The organism is Streptomyces sp. WMMB 714 (assembly GCF_900090125.1).
GTDB classification, from domain to species: domain Bacteria; phylum Actinomycetota; class Actinomycetes; order Streptomycetales; family Streptomycetaceae; genus Streptomyces; species Streptomyces daqingensis.
In genome coordinates, this window is record NZ_FMHJ01000018.1 from 1 (window position 1) to 14,641 (window position 14,641).

Sequence of the window (14,641 nt, forward strand, 5' to 3'; positions counted from 1 at the left end):
GGATCACTGTCGAGCGCGTCCTCACCGACAACGGCGCTTGCTACAAGTCCTACGCCTGGCGCAACACGCTGGCCGCGGCCGGCATCTCGCACAAACGCACCCGCGCCTACCGGCCGCAAACCAACGGGAAGGTCGAACGCCTCAACCGCACCCTGCTGGAAGAGTGGGCATACGCCCGCCCTTACCACTCAGAAAGCCAACGACGCGAAGCGTTCCCCAACTGGCTGCACACCTACAATCACCACCGCGCGCACACCGCGCTCGGCGGCCTACCACCCGCCAGCCGCGTTCCTAACCTCACGGGTCAGTACACCTAGGCGGGCCCCCGCAGCCGTCCCGCCACTCCCACACCCACCGCGCACACCACCGCCGAGACCGCGTACACGGCGAGGAACGCCAGCGGCTGCCCGCCCGCCGCGGCCCCGGCGGGTTCCGCTCCGTGCACGCCGACGCTGACCGAACCGCCCCCGCACGCCGCGAACGCCGCACCGGTGGCGGCGAGCAGCACCACGTTCGAGAGGCTGTCGGACATCTGCAGCGCCGCGGAGTTCTTCCCCACCGTCTCCGGTGCCGACAGTTGCAGCAGCAGCACACTCGTCGCGCCGATGACCAGGCCCATGCCGTAACACGCCACGGCCATCGCGACAGCGAGCGTCCAGACGGGCACCGTCTCCAGCAGTACGACGGGCGCGTACGCCACTCCGCCCGTGACCAGCACCATTCCGCCCTGGGCCAGCCGCTCCCGGTGCGGGCCGAGCCGAGCCCGCGACTGCGTGAACGAGCCGAGCGCCCACGTCGCACCGCCCGCCGCCAGCGCCAGGCCCGCCAGCGTGACCGACAGTCCGCGCTGGCTGACCAGCATCAGCGGCACGAAGCTCTCCGCGACGACGAACCCGCCCGCGGCGATGCCCCGCAGCAGCACCACCGCGGGCAGCCCGCGGGCGGCGCGATACGTGCCCCGTGGGAGCAGCCGCAACGCCGCCGGGACGAGCAGAGCCGTACCCGCCAGCGCCGGGACGACGGCCGGAAGGCTCAGCTCCTGACCGGCGTACTGCAGCAGCCCCGCGCCCACGGCCAGCGCCCCCGCGTAATTCAGACGCCCGCGCTCCCCGGCCCCCGTTCCGGTACCGGTTCCGGCTCCGCCTCCGGTTCCGTTTCCGGCGCCCTTCCCGGGCCTGGTACCGGAACCGGGTTCCTGCCCGGGCACGTCCGCTCCGGGCGGCGGGCCCGACGCGGAACGGCGCAGCGCGGGCATCATCACGGCCAGCGGGACCGCCACCAGCAGCGGGATGCCGAGGAACACCCAGCGCCAGCCCATGTGCTGCGTGACCGACCCGGCGATCAGCGGCCCCACGACGGCCGGTACGACCCATGCCGCCGCGAACGCCGACATCACCGGCGGCCGCAGCCGTTCCGGATAGGCGCGGCTGACGGTGACGTACAGCGCCACGACCACCAGCCCGCCCCCGATGCCCTGCACCGCGCGGCCCAGCACGAAGATCCACATCGTGACGGCCGTACCGGAGAGGACCAGCCCCGCCACGAACGCCCCGATGCCCGTCGCCACCGGCGGCAGCGGTCCGCGCCTGTCGCACCACAGACCGGAGACGACCATCCCGAGAAGGGCGGTCGTGAACAGCGCCGAGAAGGCGAAGGCGTACGCGGAGACCCCGTCGAGCTCGTCGGCCGCCACGGGCATCGCCGTCCCGACGGCTGTCGCCTCGAAGGCGATCAGGAAGACGACGGAGACGATGCCCAGCGTCAGCGCGCGGTAGCCGCGGCTGAGGACCGACGCCTCCCCGGGCGGCGACGCCGGGGCCCGGCCGTCCGCGGGCGGCCGCTGCACACCCCCGTCCGCGCCGGGGCGGGAGCCCTCGTCGGGGCGGGAGCCCCCGCCAGGACGGGAGCCCTCGTCGGGACGGGAACGCGTGTCAGGACGGGAACCCGTGTCGCTGCCCAACGGGACGGCCGCCCGCGCGGCGTCCGGCCTTCGCCCACCGTCCGTGGCGATCTCTCCGCTCTCCCCCGGTCCGTCCTCGTACATGGCCATGAGGGCACGCTATGGGGTCCCGGGGCCCTCGGCCTGTGTCCGGGGGTGGGTTCCCCTGTCAGCCGATGGTCCTAAGCCGTCTCTCCCGTCGGCCTGCCGCTCGGTCCGCACGTCCCGCCGGCCGCGACGCCCGAGGGGAGCCGCATGTCACGGTGGAGGGCGCCTTTTTGGGGCACCCTGACACCTATGCCGCACTTCACCTCGTACGACGAGGCCGAACTCAGCTACCGCGTCCTGGGAGACGCCCCCACCGGCTGGGACCGCCCGCCTCTGGTCTGCCTCGCCGGCGGACCGGCGCGCGACGCCGCCTACCTGGGCGACCTGGGCGGCCTGAGCACGTACCGGCGCCTGATCGTCCCCGATTCGCGAGGCACCGGCGCGTCCCCGTCCGCGGCCGACCCGGCCGAGTACGCCTTCCCCCGTCTCGCCGAGGACGTCGAAGCGCTGCGCGCACACCTGGGCCTCGAACGGTTCGCGCTCCTCGCCCACGACGCCGCGGCGGCCACCGCCCAGACGTACGCGGCCGCCCACCCCGGCCGCCTCTCGCACCTCGTACTCCTCAACCCCGGCTCCCGCCTGCAGGGCGAACTCCCCGCCGACGCACGGGAGATCTTCGAGTCGCGCGCCTCCGAGGGACCATGGTGGGAGGAGGCGTACGAAGCGGTGCGGCTCCTGGAGGAAGCCACCGACATGCCGGAGATCCGCCGGCTGCTGCTGCGCGCCGCGCCCATGGCGTACGGACGATGGGACGCCCCGCAGCGCGAACACGCCGCCCAGGAGGGCGACCAGCTCAACCCCGTTCCGCGGGCGGGCTTCTGGCAGGGCGTCGACGACGCCGCGTGCGACACGATCCTGGACGCGCTGCGCGAAGTCGCGGCTCCCGTACTGGTGGTGACCGGGGAGCTCGACGCGGTGACGGGCATGCGCGCGGGCGAGGTCGTCGCGAACTCCTTCCCGGACGCCCGGCTCCACACCCTCAAGGGCACGGGCCACTACCCCTGGATCGACGCCCCGGGCTCCCTGACGCGGCTGCTCAGGGACTTCCTCTCGTCATAGGGCGGAGCGCCCGGTACAGGAGCGCGATGCATCTGGACAGCGTCCTCATGCGGGAGCGGAACCGTCCCCGGCCACGCCGTCCGGCTGCTGCACGGCGAGGACCTCACCCGGGGTGCACTTCAGGACGTCGCAGATCGCCGTCAGCGTCGAGAAGCGGATCGCCTTGGCCCGGCCGTTCTTGAGCACTGACAGGTTCACCACCGTCACGCCGACCCGGTCCGCCAGCTCGGTGAGCGTCATGCCCCGATCGGCGAGCAGGCGGTCGAGGTGACACACGATGCGGTGCTGGTCCGCGGATACAGCCATGTTCAGACCAACCCGTCGACGTCCTGGGCGAGTTCCGTGCCCCTGCGGAACACCTCGGCGAGCGCCAGGAGCAACAGGGCGATGAACAGGGGGACTTGAGGGAGGGAGAAGACGGAGGCCGCGACCGGCGCGTCCGCACCGTCCAGGCCGAGCCGCTCAAGGACCAGGCCCGACGCGAGAGCGGGGACGGCGGCCGTGCAGAGCGAGCCGAACGCCGTCAGCACGGCGAGACCCGCGACCCGTACGGCGTTGCCCTGGCGGAAGGGGTCGCCCTCCGCGATCGACAGAAGCAGCCTGCGCAGCAGCAGAGCTCCCGCGAAGGCGCAGAGACCGAGGACTGCGGAGTCCGCTCTCGCCAGGGCCTGTTCGGCCACCGTCGAACCCCACGAACGCAACTCCGTCGGCCCGGTGCCCGCTTCGAGCCAACTGCTCTCCGGGGCGTCCGCAATGTTCAGCCGGATCACGTCGCCGGTCTTCGAATCGGGGGCGGCCAAGGGGGCTTGGGAACCGGCTCGCGTCTCCCGCGACGTCTCCACGCTCAACCCTTCGACCGTACGCACCTCTACGGGGACGCTCACGTGGGCAGGCGCCTGCGTCATCCCGCTGACGTCGTAGGCGACACCCGCGACACCCGCGATCACGCCCAGCCACAGCACCGCACCGGCAAGTCGCCGTACGAGGCGTTCACTTGCGAAGCGGCGGGGTTCCCTGCTCCTGATGTACTCGGAGATGCCCATGGGCGGTCCTCGGCTCGGGCTGCGGCGACGGCAGCACGGGGTCGGAACGCAGACACGGGCAAGGAGGCCCGTTCCACGCGACGAAACCTATCGTTAATCGATGGTATCGACAAGCGATATGGGTGGGCTGCGGAGCCGGCCCCGGCTGAGGGACGCGCGCGCCGACTGCGGGGACCGTCGCCGGCGTACCCTCCCCTGTCGGCACTCGGCACTCCGCGGGACCGCTCGAGGAGGAGCGGCCGGCGACTTCGGCGAACTCCTCCCGGGCAGGCCCCCTTCGACCTCTTCACATACCTCAACCACCCTCGCCACAACGTCAGTTGACTGTGTAACACCGGTTGTAGTGGGCTGGGCCCCCAACTCACACGGGGAGAGGCATGAGCAAGGGCTTCCAGATCGACATCGCTAAGACCGAGCGCATGCTGGACAGGCTCGAGGAATGCAACGAGCGCATGCAGCAGGCACGCAAACGCCTCAAGAACGTCGGCCCGAAGACGCTGGGCACCAACGGGTTGGACAACGCCTGCGACACCTTTCAGTCCGAATGGGACGACGGCATCAAGCGCATCGAGGACGCCGCGAAGGGCATCAAGGACCGCCTGCGGAGCACCATCGACACCTACAAGAAGAGTGAAGAGGCCACCGCCGAGGGCTTCGGCGCGAAGTAGTCAGCAATCCGTAGGGGGACCAACGCCATGTCGTATCGCAGCCTCTTCATCCTGGGCGACGACGCCTGGCCCGGCTTGCAGTTCAACCCGGCCAAGGGGGACCTGGAAGCCATCGACGACCTCGCGTCGGACGTGAAGGCGGTCAGCGCCGAGCTGGACGAGCTCGACAAGCTGCTGGAGTCCGTCGGGAAGAATGGCGGCGCCTGGGAGGGCGAGGCAGCCGAGCGCTTCTCGGAGAAACTCGGCAAGCTTCCCAAGTACCTGAAGCAGGGCGCCGATTCCATGGGCGACTGCGCGAAGGCGCTGCGCTCATGGCACACCCAGTTGTCGTCGTTCCAGCGCAAGGCGGAGAATCTCGAGTCCGAGGCGGTCACCGCACGGCGGGAGGCCGACCGGCTTGCGAAGGCGTACAACAGCGAGAGCGACCGGCTCTTGGCCCTCGGTCCGATGCCCGCCGACGAGGCCGACCGTCTGACCAAGAAGCTGGACCAGCAGCGAGCCGAGGTCGATCAGGCACAGGACAAACTCAAGAAGCTCATCCGCGAGGCGGAGGAGATATACGGCCGCTGGAACGACCGGGCCCAGGAAGCCGAAGCGGCGATCATCAAGGCATCGGAGAACCACCCCCCGGACTTCGGCTTCTGGGAGCGCGTCGGCGACGGCCTGAAGGAAATCGCCCGCGACGCCGGCGACTGGCTGGCCGAGAACGCCGACCTCCTCTCCACCATCTCGTCGGGGCTAAGCGCCGCTGCGCTTGCCTGCCAGATCATCCCGGGCGTCGGCACTGCCGTCGGAGGAGTTCTGGGCGCTGCAGCGGGAGCCTTCGCGCTCGGCGCGATGGCGGGGCACGCGCTTCAGGGCATGCGCGGACAGAAGGGCGGCTGGGTGAAAATGGGGCTGGACGCCTTCGCGGTGCTGCCCGGAGCTGCTGGGGCTAAAGCGCTGGTAACTGCCGGCAAGGGGGCCAGACTCACGAGTGGACGCGAAGCGCTGGAAACCGGATTGCACAGTGGTCTCCTGCAGCGAAAAGTGATCCAGCCGGCCGAGCTTGGCATCGCGAAACGGTTCGGCAAGGAGCTGACCGGAGATCAGATCACCAAGATGAATCAGTACTCGCAGTTGACGCTCAAATCGGGAGCCACCGCGTTCGGCGTGTCGAAGGAAGCAAACAAATAGAGGGGATTCGCATACCTCTTCCTTCATCTCCCAGACCCTTTGTCCCTGCACCCTGAGGACGGCATCGATGGCCCAAGACGTGAAGCGCGCGGAGAAGTTGCTCCAAGCTGCGCAGGAGGCGACGGAAGGGAAGGAGATCCAAGGTCTCTTCCGAATCGACAGGCCGGTCATGGCCGGGTTCATGAAGACCCCCTGGCGGAAGAGGCCATGGGTGTTGAGCAGCCCCAAGGTCAGGTCCACGCCGTTGCGCAAAGCCTTGATGCTCATCCTCGGCATCATTGCACTCGACTCACTCGGCGGCAAACCCCCCTTCAATTCTGACGATTCGGCAGCGAAAGAGCGAGCGAGCCTGGAGCGCGGGTCTCACAACCCCAAGAACGCAGCAAATCAGTCGGCCTACTATTTCGGGCCGGCTCATAGCGTTGCCGCGGAACTCCTCATCGCTACACAGCCTCGCTCCAAAACCCGTGTTCTGAGCTTGCTCTGCGTCACCCGGGACGAACTCCTGCTGCTACATGTCCCCGATACGCGCCGGTTGCAGTATTTCGCCAATACAGTCGACGTCGGCTGGTACGTCGACCGCAGACAACTGGAATGGACCCGGGCCATCGACAGTCGACCGGTCATGCCGAGAACGCAATACGGTTTCACGGACGGCAGTTGGATGACCCTGTTCACGGAGCCAGTTGCAGGTATGCCGGTACTCTCCCGGGTCTTCCCAGGCGTCATTCCGCCCGACCAGCCCATTCCCTCCAACCCGAACTACCCCGCCCCGGAGTCCGAGAAGTGACACACCCCGAGACGGAGAGCCCTCGGGAACTGCGCGTCGGATGGCTCATGCCCTCGTTCTTCCATCCGCTTCCGCTGGACGTCACTGAGCCGGACGAGCTGGTAGACCAAATCGTCGAGTTGGCGACGACTGTGCTGGCCGACCGCAGCAGCGACGAACAGCATTTCTTCGCGCAGATGATGCTGCGGCAGACGGCCCAGCTCATCGAGGCAGAGGCCGAGTACGCAGGCATGTGCTTCGTCGAGCACGAAGGTGAGCCGACCATGGCCACTGTCCTCGTCAACCGCGTTCCGTCCCCCGAAGAGGCCGTGCGAGAAACCGTGGAAGAGGCCGCGGCTGCCATCGAGTCCCTTCTGCAGCGCCGCTATCCCTTCGACGACATCCGATCGGGCGCGCTCACTCTGGACGACGCTCCCGCCGTCACCCGCACCGGAACGCTGGAAGTGTCCGTCCCCCCTGAACTGTCACCCGACGGGAAGGCGCAGACCCTCTTGCAGGGCGTCATCCAGACGTACGTGCCGCTGCCAGGGCAAGGCGAGACGATGGTCTTCGAACTCAATACGCCGTCTCCGAGCGCGTGGGAGATGTACACGGAGATGTTCGACGCCGTCCTCGGCACGCTCGATTGGGCGACGGACGAAGACCTCGCAGAGCAGCGGGAGTTGGAACGCATCGCCGCGCTCCCCGCTCAGCGGGAGCCCGCTGCGAGTACCGCGCGGCCAGAACCCGCGCCCCTCGATCGGGCCTCGGTGACGACCGTCCGGCACCATTCCAGTCTCGTCCTCGGCGCCGTCGGCATGCGCGGTCCGATGCCCGAGGAGAAAGACCGCCTGGAAGCCGTCACATGTGAGGCCTGCCGTTCCGGGGGTCTGACCTCCGGCTGCACGGTACGGCACCACTGGGAGATGATCCGACTCGCACGGGACGAACTCCAGAAGATGCTCGCTGCGGCCCGCAGCCGGCTGGCCGGTGCCGGTCTGGAGGAGGGCTCCGCAACCGGCAGCGAAGTCGTCTTCTCCACGCCCGAAGCCTCAACGGCTCCCCGCGACTGCTCCGTCGTGCTCACCGTCGACCCTGAAGAAGGCTCGTTGATCGTCGACGTGACGACCGGGTGCAGCCGTCGCTCAGCCACCGGCGTGGCTGACGACTTCGGCTGACGGTCCGCTGGTGGTATTGCGGCGCTCCTCTCGACGCCTGCCGCGGCGTGACGTCCACCGAAAAGCGGTTGCGGGCGCTCCATGCTCCGGCGAACCATGCGGGACACGGCCGGTGTTGACGGAAAGGAACCGTGCCCGAGGAACCGTCTCCCCACCCCATCCCGCCAAAGCGAAGTACGGAGCCATGAGTTCGACGTCACCCTCGCAACCGTCCCCGCGCGACCGCGCCCTGACCGCACCCACCGTCTCCGTGGTCTTCGTCTGCCATGACGGAGCGGGCCGCGTCCTGCTGGCCCGCCGCAGCGCCGGTGCCCGCGACGAGCCCGGAACGTGGGATGCCGGAGCGGGCGCCCTGGAACACGGTGAGACGTTCGAGGAAGCCGTCACGCGCGAGGTGCGCGAGGAGTACTCGGCGCCTCCGCGCGTGATCGAGACGCTCGGCGTACGGAACGTCCTCCGCGGTGACCCCGTATCGCACTGGGTGGCAGTGGTGTTCGCCGTCGAAGTGGATCCGGCGCAGGTCTCGATCGGCGAACCCCACAAGTTCGACGCCCTCGACTGGTTCGACCCGGAAGCCCTGCCGCGGCCCTGCCATTCCCAACTCCCGGCGGCTCTGGCCCTGTTCACTTCACGACAGCGCTGACGACAGCACTGAAGACAACAGCAACGGGCCGCAACGGCAGGGCAGTTGCGTGCAGACGACGCGCCGGACTGCGAACGTCCCGGCCGCCTCGTAATCGTCCGCTCACGACCCCTCGTGGCGGCTGATCATGGCGTGCACAATGCCCCGATGGTTTCCTACAGACGCTTCCCAGGCCCGGCCCCGACCCCGGCCGGAACCGGCCGCGCGCCAGTAGCCGTCGGACACGCCCGGCGGCCCCGCACCGCCGCGAACGAGGCGGTGACGGCCCGCATATGATCACCGACGGCTTCCATTACCTCGGCGTTCTGCTCGCACTGGCGGGCGGCATCGTCTACGTCACGCAGCGGCGCGACTACCGCGTCTTCAAGTACGTACCGGGCTTCGTCCTGCTGTACTTCGGTGCCGCGGCGCTGAACACGGTCGGCGTCTTCGGCGACTCGAAGTCGATCGACAGCACGGGCACCGCAGTTCAGGACGCCCTGCTCCCCGCCATGATCTTCCTGCTGCTGCTCAAGTGCGACCTGCGCAAGATCGTCAAGTTGGGCCCGAAGCTGCTGCTGACCTTCTTCGTCACCGCGCTGAGCATCGTGCTGGGCTTCGTCGTGGCCTACCTCGCCCTCCAGAGCGCGCTGCACCCCGAGGCGGGCAAGGCACTCGGTGCGCTGGCCGCGTCCTGGACGGGCGGTTCGGCCAACATGGTCGCCGTTCAGGGCATCGTGCACGCTCCGGAGAACATCTTCGGCTACGTGCTCATCGTCGACACCGTTCTCTACTCCCTGTGGCTGCTGCTGATGTTCGGCTCCGCCGGCTTCTCCGAGCGGTTCAACCGCTGGACCCGGGCGGAGACCACCCACCTCGACGCCCAAGCCACGGCGGAGCAGGAGGAACGCCCGATCGACCTGGCCTCGATCATGACGCTCGTCGGCTTCAGCCTCGCGCTCTCCGCGGCGGCCGGCTGGGCGGGCAGTGTGCTGCCGGAGCTGGGCGAAGTCGTCAACGCGACGACGTGGGCGATCCTCGTCGTCAGCGTCCTCGGCCTCGTTGTCGCGTCCACGCCGCTGGGCAGGACCGCCGGTTCGTCCGAGATCGCGACGGTGATGCTGTACGTCGTCATCGGCATCATCGCGTCCGGATCGGACTTCTCCTCGCTGACCGAGGCTCCGCTGTACCTCCTCGCGGGCGCGGTGGTTCTGCTCGTCCACCTCGTCGTCATGGTCGTGTACGCGAAGCTGGCGCGCGCTGAACTGTTCAGCCTCGCCGTCGCCAGTACGGCCAACATCGGCGGCGTGGCCTCCGCGCCGGTCGTCGCCAGCGCGTTCAACCGTCAACTCGTCCCCGTGGGTGTGCTGTTCGCGCTCCTGGGTGCCTTCATGGGCACGTTCGTCGGCCTGACTACCGTGGAACTGCTCTCGGCCCTCTGAGCCGGACGCGGGCGGGGAGGGACGCCGTTCCGCGGCTCCGCACAACCGCCGTGCCGCCGCTCTCCGCACCGACGGGTGCGGGGAGCGGCCGGGGGCCGGGCCTCACTGCTCATCGCCTCCGGAGGGTGAACTGGCGGCGCCCTCCGTCCCGTTCGCCCGCTCCTTCCGGTGCGACGGGACGGGCAGACGAGCCCCGCGTGACTCGGCGACCCGGAGCGCGTCGCGCAACGCCTCCCCCAGCCGGCGGACCAGGAACCGCAGTTCCTGCTCCCGGACGCGCTGCCTGCTCAGCAACTCACCCGCGTGATCGAGCAGTTCGGCTCCGAGGCGCAGTTGCATCAGCTCCATCTCGTCGGCGAGCGCGTCGATGAGTCCGTCGCCGTCGGAGGAGAGGTAGCAGGGTTTGCCGTCCTCTCCCGGCCAGGGAAGCAGACGGTGGTCACGGTGAGTTTCCTCGTTCATGCCCCCACCCTGCTGACCGGCCCTTACGCTCACGAGTGACGACTCCGGTACGCAGCGTGGCGTACCGTCAGGGGAACGGTGAGCACCATGACCATCGACAGCGCACCACCGCCCGCCGCCTGGCGCTACTGCGGCAACCAGCTCAAACGGTGGCGCCTTCAGACCGATGTCAGCCGCGACGACCTCGCCCGCGAGGCCGGATACAGCCATGAGGCCATCAAGTCCATGGAGCAGGGCCGCCGGAGGCCCACCCGCCGCGTACTGGAGATCGCGGACGACATGTGCGAGGCAGGCGGCAAACTCCGTGCGGCGACGGACTACTTGGAGCCGGAGAAGTACCCGGCGCGTACCCATGAGTTCATGCAGGCGGAGGCTTCCGCCGTCACCCTGCACTGGTACGAGAACGTGTTCGTTCCGGGTCTGCTGCAGACCGAGGACTACGCACGCGCTCTACTCGAGGCGCACTGCCCGCCGTTGGACGACGAGACCATCCAGCAGCGCCTGGCCGCGCGACTGCAGCGCCGCGACAAGCTGGCGCAGAAGCCGACAGCGATCTTCACCTTCGTCATCTACGAAGCCGCTCTGCGCACACTGGTCGGCGGACCGGAGACGATGCGCGAGCAGGTCCAACACCTCGTCGACGTAGGACAGTTGCGCAACGTCTCGATCCAGGTGCTGCCGTTCTCCACCGGGGCGCACGCAGGTTTGAACGGTCCGTTCGTGCTCCTGGAGACAGAGGACGGCGAACGCTACGCCTACGAGGAGAGCCACGAGATGCGGCACCTCTACGGCGACCGTGAAAAGCTCCGAGTCATCGATGAGCGTCATGGCATGATCCGGATGCAGGCGCTCGGCGCCGAGGAGTCGACGCGGTTTCTCAGAAGGGTGGCAGAGCAGCTATGGAAAACCGACTGACGTGGGTCAAGTCGAGCTACAGCGGCACCGAGGGCGGGGCATGCATCGAGGTGGCGGCGAGCCCCGCCGCAATCCACGTCCGCGACTCCAAGTCCGCCCACGGGCCCGTGCTCAGCGTCCCGGCACCCCAATGGGCAACCTTCGTCCGCTACGTCGCCGCAGCGCGGGGAGCCTGAGAGGGCGTCGAACCCGCGTCCCCCGCCTCTGTGACGGTCGGCGCAACTCGGCCCGCCCGCCCATCGTCGCTGTTCGTACCGCGCGGCTGTCGTACCGTGCGGAACTGCACCGCGCGCAGGCGACGGCGACGGGCCGTCCGCCGCAGATCTACGCCCTTCCTCAGTGGGCCTTGTCCCACGGCTCACCAAGGATTCCGTCATGGCTGCAGTGCAGTGCCGTGAGGGCGGCGACCATCCGCGGGTCCCAGTCGTCCGAATTCACCGTCAGATGGAAGTGGTTGTCCATCCCGCTCCCGTAATCCAGTACCCGGGTGCCGCCGCTGCGGTAGCCGATCGGCCGGGGCATCCGGAAGAGGTCGCCGCTCCCGCCGACGAGGGCAACTACCCCCAGCACACACTGCACAGGGAAGATCAGCCACCACACACACCACCAGAACCAGCGACCCTTGTACCCCACAGCCGCGGGCCCGCCGTCCTGCTCAGCGGACCAACGTGTACGGATGTGCCCGCCGCTGAAACTCCGCTCCCGCGTGGCGCTCCCGACGAACTCCCCAGCCCCGCCGTACACGTCGTAGCGCACGGGGTTCGCCCCCTCTGCCGAGACGGTGAAGACGCGAGCCCACAGGTCCCGCCGCTGCGGATCCACCCACATCGCGAAAGAGCGTACGCCGCGCTTGCGCGCTGCCTTGTACTCGTCCGCTCCGCCGTCCGGCAGTTCGCGGTCGAGATAGACACGATGCCCGACGGACTCCAAGGGCGCCCCCGCCACCTCATACCGGGCTCGGCCGTCGTCGACCGATGCCACCTGCCCGCCGCGACGGTTCTTCTTCTTTCCCGACTTCGCTTCCTCGGAGGGCACTTCAGCACGCCGCAACGCGACGGTCCCACTCATGATGTCGATCGCCCCTCATTGCCCTGGACGCCTCTTCAGGGCTTTCAAGCGCCTGCCGTGATCGTCCGTCCGTCAGCTGTACGGCGGCTGCTGGGGCCGAGCCGTCGGCTGTTGCTGGGGGATGCCGTAGCCGGGTGCCTGGCCGGGCGGGTAGACATAACCAACTGCACCGGCCGGGCCCGTCGCGGCAGCGACAGCACCACGTCGACCGCCCACGCGGAAGATACGAATCGCGACGATCACCATCCCCAATCCGACAACCGCAGCAATCAGGCCGACGGTCAGCCCCACTGTGTCCAGCGGAGGTTGCTGGGTCGGCGAAACACCATTGGGTTTGGCCAAATGCTTCTTGCCCTCGAAACTCGCCGCGGCAGTTCCGTCGGCAGGAGGACGAGCGGCCGATCGTACGGCCGCTGCCGCGTTGATCGTCCCGTGTCCGACCAAGGGATTGGGCCCACCAGGGGGATGTGTTGCCGTCTTGGCCAGTATGGAGCGCACCTGCGCAGGAGACAGCTTCTTGTTCTCAGCCAGCATGAGTGCCACGACGCCCGAAGTGAGCGCCGCAGCCGGCGAGGTGCCATCCACCAACTCGTAGCCGCCGGTGTTCTTCGCGCTGACGATGTCGACGCCGGGAGCCGCAACCGCGTTGTATGTACGCACTGTTGAGAACTCGGCCCGTTTGCCACCCTCCTGCACAGCGGCGACGGCGATCACACCGGGGTAGGCGGCGGGGTAGATCGAGTCGTTCAATACCTCGGCGTCATTGCCCGCCGAGGCGACCACGGGCACGCGTGCGTGCGATGCCCGGGCCAGCGCCTTGGTTTCCCGCTCGTCGAAACTGTTCCCGAACGAGTCGCCGCCCATCGACATAGAGATGACGTCGGCATCGTGCTTCAGCGCGTAGTCGATGCCCTCCGTGATGGGAGTGGTGTGGCGCCCCAATGCCGGGCTGTGCCCCTTTTCGTCGATCGCGCGGACCGACAGGATGTGGGCCCTCGGCGCGACCTTGAGCACGTCCGAGGCCATGGCCGTGCCGTGATCGCCCCAGCCCGGGTCGCCCGGGCGACTCTCATCCTTGACGAAGTCCGCGCCTGTGGTGACCTTGCCGGCCAGCGCCGGGTGGTCCTTCACCACACCGGTGTCCAGAACGGCGACCTTGATGCCCTCACCCTGCGTGACCCGTTGCGCCGACGAGAGCCCGAGCGCGCGTGACTCCCAGCTCCTCGGTGTGTCGGCGTAGGCGGCGCTCACGGGCATCATGCACAGCAGCACACTGAGACCGGCACCGGACACGGCCGTGCCAATGCGCCAGCTATTCATGAAGTCTCCTCGTTCAGCAAGTCGTGGATGTACCAGAAGTAGGTCTGAGTGAGGGCCTTGGCTGCCTCACGCCAGGGGCTACTGTCGGACTTGTTGCCGTAGTTCCATTCCTCGGGCAGACGACCGGACTTACGACCGTCCACAGCACCGGTTGTGACTGCCACGTCGTAGGGGAGATATAGACCCTCCGCCATATTTCCTCCTGAGCCGTTGCGGTTCTCGTCCTTCCAGTTGGCCGCGAACGTCCCAGGGACGGCGAATGTCTTCACTCCATGTCGCCCGGAGTCGAAGATGCCACCTAGCCGCTCCTCCAATTCGGGCCCTTTCGGCAGGACGATGAGCGCGACGGTTGCGACGCTGTTGCCGGTGGGGTCCACGTACGTTGCACGCAGAACTGCCTTGCAGCCCCGCCGCTTCTCCTCCGCTGCCAAGGAACCGCTAAGCCCGTCGGCACAACCCGTCTCCTGGGCGATTCCGACACGTTTCCACTCCGCATGCCGGGGATCGGTTGCACGTGACGTCGAATTGGCCTTTTCGCCTAGCGACTTGGGGAAAAGCCGTTCCGCTGGAACGTTCCGCCACATGGCAGGACCGTATCCGGATCGGTTTCTGACGTCCTGGTTCGCGTTGGCAATCATCTGCGCAGTGATACCACCGCCACCGAGCATGGCGAGCACACCGAGGACGCAAAGTACGAGGCAAAGAACCCGGCGACCGGAGCTATTCTTAGCTTGTGGAACCGGGGGCCTACCGTCCGACTGCAAAAGTGACGCATCGCCCTGACTGGGCATGCCCTGTAGACCCGGCTGCGTTCCGGGCCCCGGCGGACCGGGCGGCATCGGCGGTGCTCCTGGGGGCTGCTGGCCGTACGG

Annotated in this window: 17 protein-coding genes; 10 read left to right on the forward strand and 7 right to left on the reverse strand. The window is 68.4% G+C overall.

Annotated features, from left to right (window positions below):
* Positions 1–317, forward strand: a 317-nt coding sequence (locus H181DRAFT_RS26170) for an integrase core domain-containing protein (protein ID WP_045865465.1), incomplete at its 5' end; no start/stop codon positions are given.
* Here the strand turns inward: H181DRAFT_RS26170 and H181DRAFT_RS26175 are convergent.
* On the reverse strand, positions 314–2,050 hold the full coding sequence (locus tag H181DRAFT_RS26175) for an MFS transporter (protein WP_254666977.1): 1,737 nt from the start codon (positions 2,048–2,050) through the stop codon (positions 314–316). The two genes, H181DRAFT_RS26170 and H181DRAFT_RS26175, sit on opposite strands and share 4 nt — an antisense overlap.
* Before the next feature lie 186 nt (positions 2,051–2,236).
* Between H181DRAFT_RS26175 and H181DRAFT_RS26180 the strand changes: the two genes are divergently transcribed.
* Positions 2,237–3,106, forward strand: a complete 870-nt coding sequence (locus H181DRAFT_RS26180) for an alpha/beta fold hydrolase (RefSeq protein WP_045866927.1) — start codon at positions 2,237–2,239, stop codon at positions 3,104–3,106.
* Positions 3,107–3,151: 45 nt separating this feature from the next.
* Here the strand turns inward: H181DRAFT_RS26180 and H181DRAFT_RS26185 are convergent, their stop codons facing one another.
* Positions 3,152–3,412, reverse strand: coding sequence for a helix-turn-helix domain-containing protein (locus H181DRAFT_RS26185; RefSeq protein ID WP_045866928.1), 261 nt, complete (start codon positions 3,410–3,412; stop codon positions 3,152–3,154).
* A 2-nt stretch (positions 3,413–3,414) separates the two neighbouring features.
* The gene (locus H181DRAFT_RS26190; protein WP_052708746.1) at positions 3,415–4,149 is read right to left on the reverse strand and encodes a DUF2975 domain-containing protein; all 735 of its coding nucleotides are present in this window, start codon (positions 4,147–4,149) and stop codon (positions 3,415–3,417) included.
* A gap of 377 nt (positions 4,150–4,526) precedes the next feature.
* Here H181DRAFT_RS26190 and H181DRAFT_RS26195 point away from each other — a divergent pair, with 377 nt between their 5' ends.
* From H181DRAFT_RS26195 to H181DRAFT_RS26220, 6 genes are all read left to right on the forward strand, one after another.
* Positions 4,527–4,817, forward strand: coding sequence for a hypothetical protein (locus tag H181DRAFT_RS26195; RefSeq protein WP_045866929.1), 291 nt, complete (start codon positions 4,527–4,529; stop codon positions 4,815–4,817).
* Positions 4,818–4,844: 27 nt separating this feature from the next.
* On the forward strand, positions 4,845–5,993 hold the full coding sequence (locus tag H181DRAFT_RS26200; RefSeq protein WP_045866930.1) for a putative T7SS-secreted protein: 1,149 nt from the start codon (positions 4,845–4,847) through the stop codon (positions 5,991–5,993).
* 67 nt (positions 5,994–6,060) lie between these two features.
* Positions 6,061–6,783 carry a hypothetical protein gene (locus tag H181DRAFT_RS26205; RefSeq protein WP_045866931.1) on the forward strand — a complete coding sequence of 241 codons (723 nt, stop codon included), beginning with the start codon at positions 6,061–6,063 and terminating at the stop codon, positions 6,781–6,783.
* The gene (locus H181DRAFT_RS26210) at positions 6,780–7,940 is read left to right on the forward strand and encodes a hypothetical protein (protein WP_045866932.1); all 1,161 of its coding nucleotides are present in this window, start codon (positions 6,780–6,782) and stop codon (positions 7,938–7,940) included. The genes H181DRAFT_RS26205 and H181DRAFT_RS26210 overlap by 4 nt, the downstream gene beginning before the upstream one ends.
* Positions 7,941–8,124: 184 nt before the next feature.
* Positions 8,125–8,583 (forward strand): NUDIX domain-containing protein, encoded by a 459-nt coding sequence (locus H181DRAFT_RS26215; protein ID WP_045866933.1) that lies wholly within the window; start codon positions 8,125–8,127, stop codon positions 8,581–8,583.
* Between the two features lie 272 nt (positions 8,584–8,855).
* Entirely contained in the window at positions 8,856–10,004 is a 1,149-nt protein-coding gene (locus tag H181DRAFT_RS26220) for a DUF819 family protein (RefSeq protein WP_045866934.1), read from the forward strand.
* Between the two features lie 102 nt (positions 10,005–10,106).
* Here the strand turns inward: H181DRAFT_RS26220 and H181DRAFT_RS26225 are convergent, their stop codons facing one another.
* Positions 10,107–10,466 (reverse strand): hypothetical protein, encoded by a 360-nt coding sequence (locus H181DRAFT_RS26225; protein ID WP_045866935.1) that lies wholly within the window; start codon positions 10,464–10,466, stop codon positions 10,107–10,109.
* A gap of 87 nt (positions 10,467–10,553) precedes the next feature.
* Here H181DRAFT_RS26225 and H181DRAFT_RS26230 point away from each other — a divergent pair, with 87 nt between their 5' ends.
* Entirely contained in the window at positions 10,554–11,381 is an 828-nt protein-coding gene (locus H181DRAFT_RS26230; RefSeq protein ID WP_045866936.1) for a helix-turn-helix domain-containing protein, read from the forward strand.
* Positions 11,366–11,557 carry a DUF397 domain-containing protein gene (locus tag H181DRAFT_RS26235; protein WP_074468057.1) on the forward strand — a complete coding sequence of 64 codons (192 nt, stop codon included), beginning with the start codon at positions 11,366–11,368 and terminating at the stop codon, positions 11,555–11,557. The genes H181DRAFT_RS26230 and H181DRAFT_RS26235 overlap by 16 nt, the downstream gene beginning before the upstream one ends.
* Before the next feature lie 160 nt (positions 11,558–11,717).
* On the opposite strand, the gene H181DRAFT_RS26240 is transcribed toward H181DRAFT_RS26235, so the two are convergent.
* From H181DRAFT_RS26240 to H181DRAFT_RS26250, 3 genes are all read right to left on the reverse strand, one after another.
* On the reverse strand, positions 11,718–12,449 hold the full coding sequence (locus H181DRAFT_RS26240; protein ID WP_052708748.1) for a hypothetical protein: 732 nt from the start codon (positions 12,447–12,449) through the stop codon (positions 11,718–11,720).
* A gap of 72 nt (positions 12,450–12,521) precedes the next feature.
* A complete protein-coding gene (locus H181DRAFT_RS26245) occupies positions 12,522–13,769 on the reverse strand; it encodes a S8 family peptidase (protein WP_074468058.1) in 1,248 nt (415 codons plus the stop codon).
* Positions 13,766–14,437 (reverse strand): hypothetical protein, encoded by a 672-nt coding sequence (locus tag H181DRAFT_RS26250; RefSeq protein WP_254666981.1) that lies wholly within the window; start codon positions 14,435–14,437, stop codon positions 13,766–13,768. Before H181DRAFT_RS26250 ends, H181DRAFT_RS26245 begins: the two co-directional genes overlap by 4 nt.
* Positions 14,438–14,641 lie beyond the last annotated feature (204 nt).

Coding starts and splice junctions, on each gene's coding strand:
- H181DRAFT_RS26230 (WP_045866936.1), top strand. CDS start 10,554: ATGACCATCGACAGCGCACCACCGCCCGCCGCCTGGCGCTACTGCGGC.
- H181DRAFT_RS26240 (WP_052708748.1), bottom strand. CDS start 12,449: ATGAGTGGGACCGTCGCGTTGCGGCGTGCTGAAGTGCCCTCCGAGGAA.
- H181DRAFT_RS26200 (WP_045866930.1), top strand. CDS start 4,845: ATGTCGTATCGCAGCCTCTTCATCCTGGGCGACGACGCCTGGCCCGGC.
- H181DRAFT_RS26175 (WP_254666977.1), bottom strand. CDS start 2,050: ATGGCCATGTACGAGGACGGACCGGGGGAGAGCGGAGAGATCGCCACG.
- H181DRAFT_RS26235 (WP_074468057.1), top strand. CDS start 11,366: ATGGAAAACCGACTGACGTGGGTCAAGTCGAGCTACAGCGGCACCGAG.
- H181DRAFT_RS26185 (WP_045866928.1), bottom strand. CDS start 3,412: ATGGCTGTATCCGCGGACCAGCACCGCATCGTGTGTCACCTCGACCGC.
- H181DRAFT_RS26250 (WP_254666981.1), bottom strand. CDS start 14,437: ATGCTCGGTGGCGGTGGTATCACTGCGCAGATGATTGCCAACGCGAAC.
- H181DRAFT_RS26215 (WP_045866933.1), top strand. CDS start 8,125: ATGAGTTCGACGTCACCCTCGCAACCGTCCCCGCGCGACCGCGCCCTG.
- H181DRAFT_RS26195 (WP_045866929.1), top strand. CDS start 4,527: ATGAGCAAGGGCTTCCAGATCGACATCGCTAAGACCGAGCGCATGCTG.
- H181DRAFT_RS26225 (WP_045866935.1), bottom strand. CDS start 10,466: ATGAACGAGGAAACTCACCGTGACCACCGTCTGCTTCCCTGGCCGGGA.
- H181DRAFT_RS26180 (WP_045866927.1), top strand. CDS start 2,237: ATGCCGCACTTCACCTCGTACGACGAGGCCGAACTCAGCTACCGCGTC.
- H181DRAFT_RS26205 (WP_045866931.1), top strand. CDS start 6,061: ATGGCCCAAGACGTGAAGCGCGCGGAGAAGTTGCTCCAAGCTGCGCAG.
- H181DRAFT_RS26245 (WP_074468058.1), bottom strand. CDS start 13,769: ATGAATAGCTGGCGCATTGGCACGGCCGTGTCCGGTGCCGGTCTCAGT.
- H181DRAFT_RS26220 (WP_045866934.1), top strand. CDS start 8,856: ATGATCACCGACGGCTTCCATTACCTCGGCGTTCTGCTCGCACTGGCG.
- H181DRAFT_RS26190 (WP_052708746.1), bottom strand. CDS start 4,149: ATGGGCATCTCCGAGTACATCAGGAGCAGGGAACCCCGCCGCTTCGCA.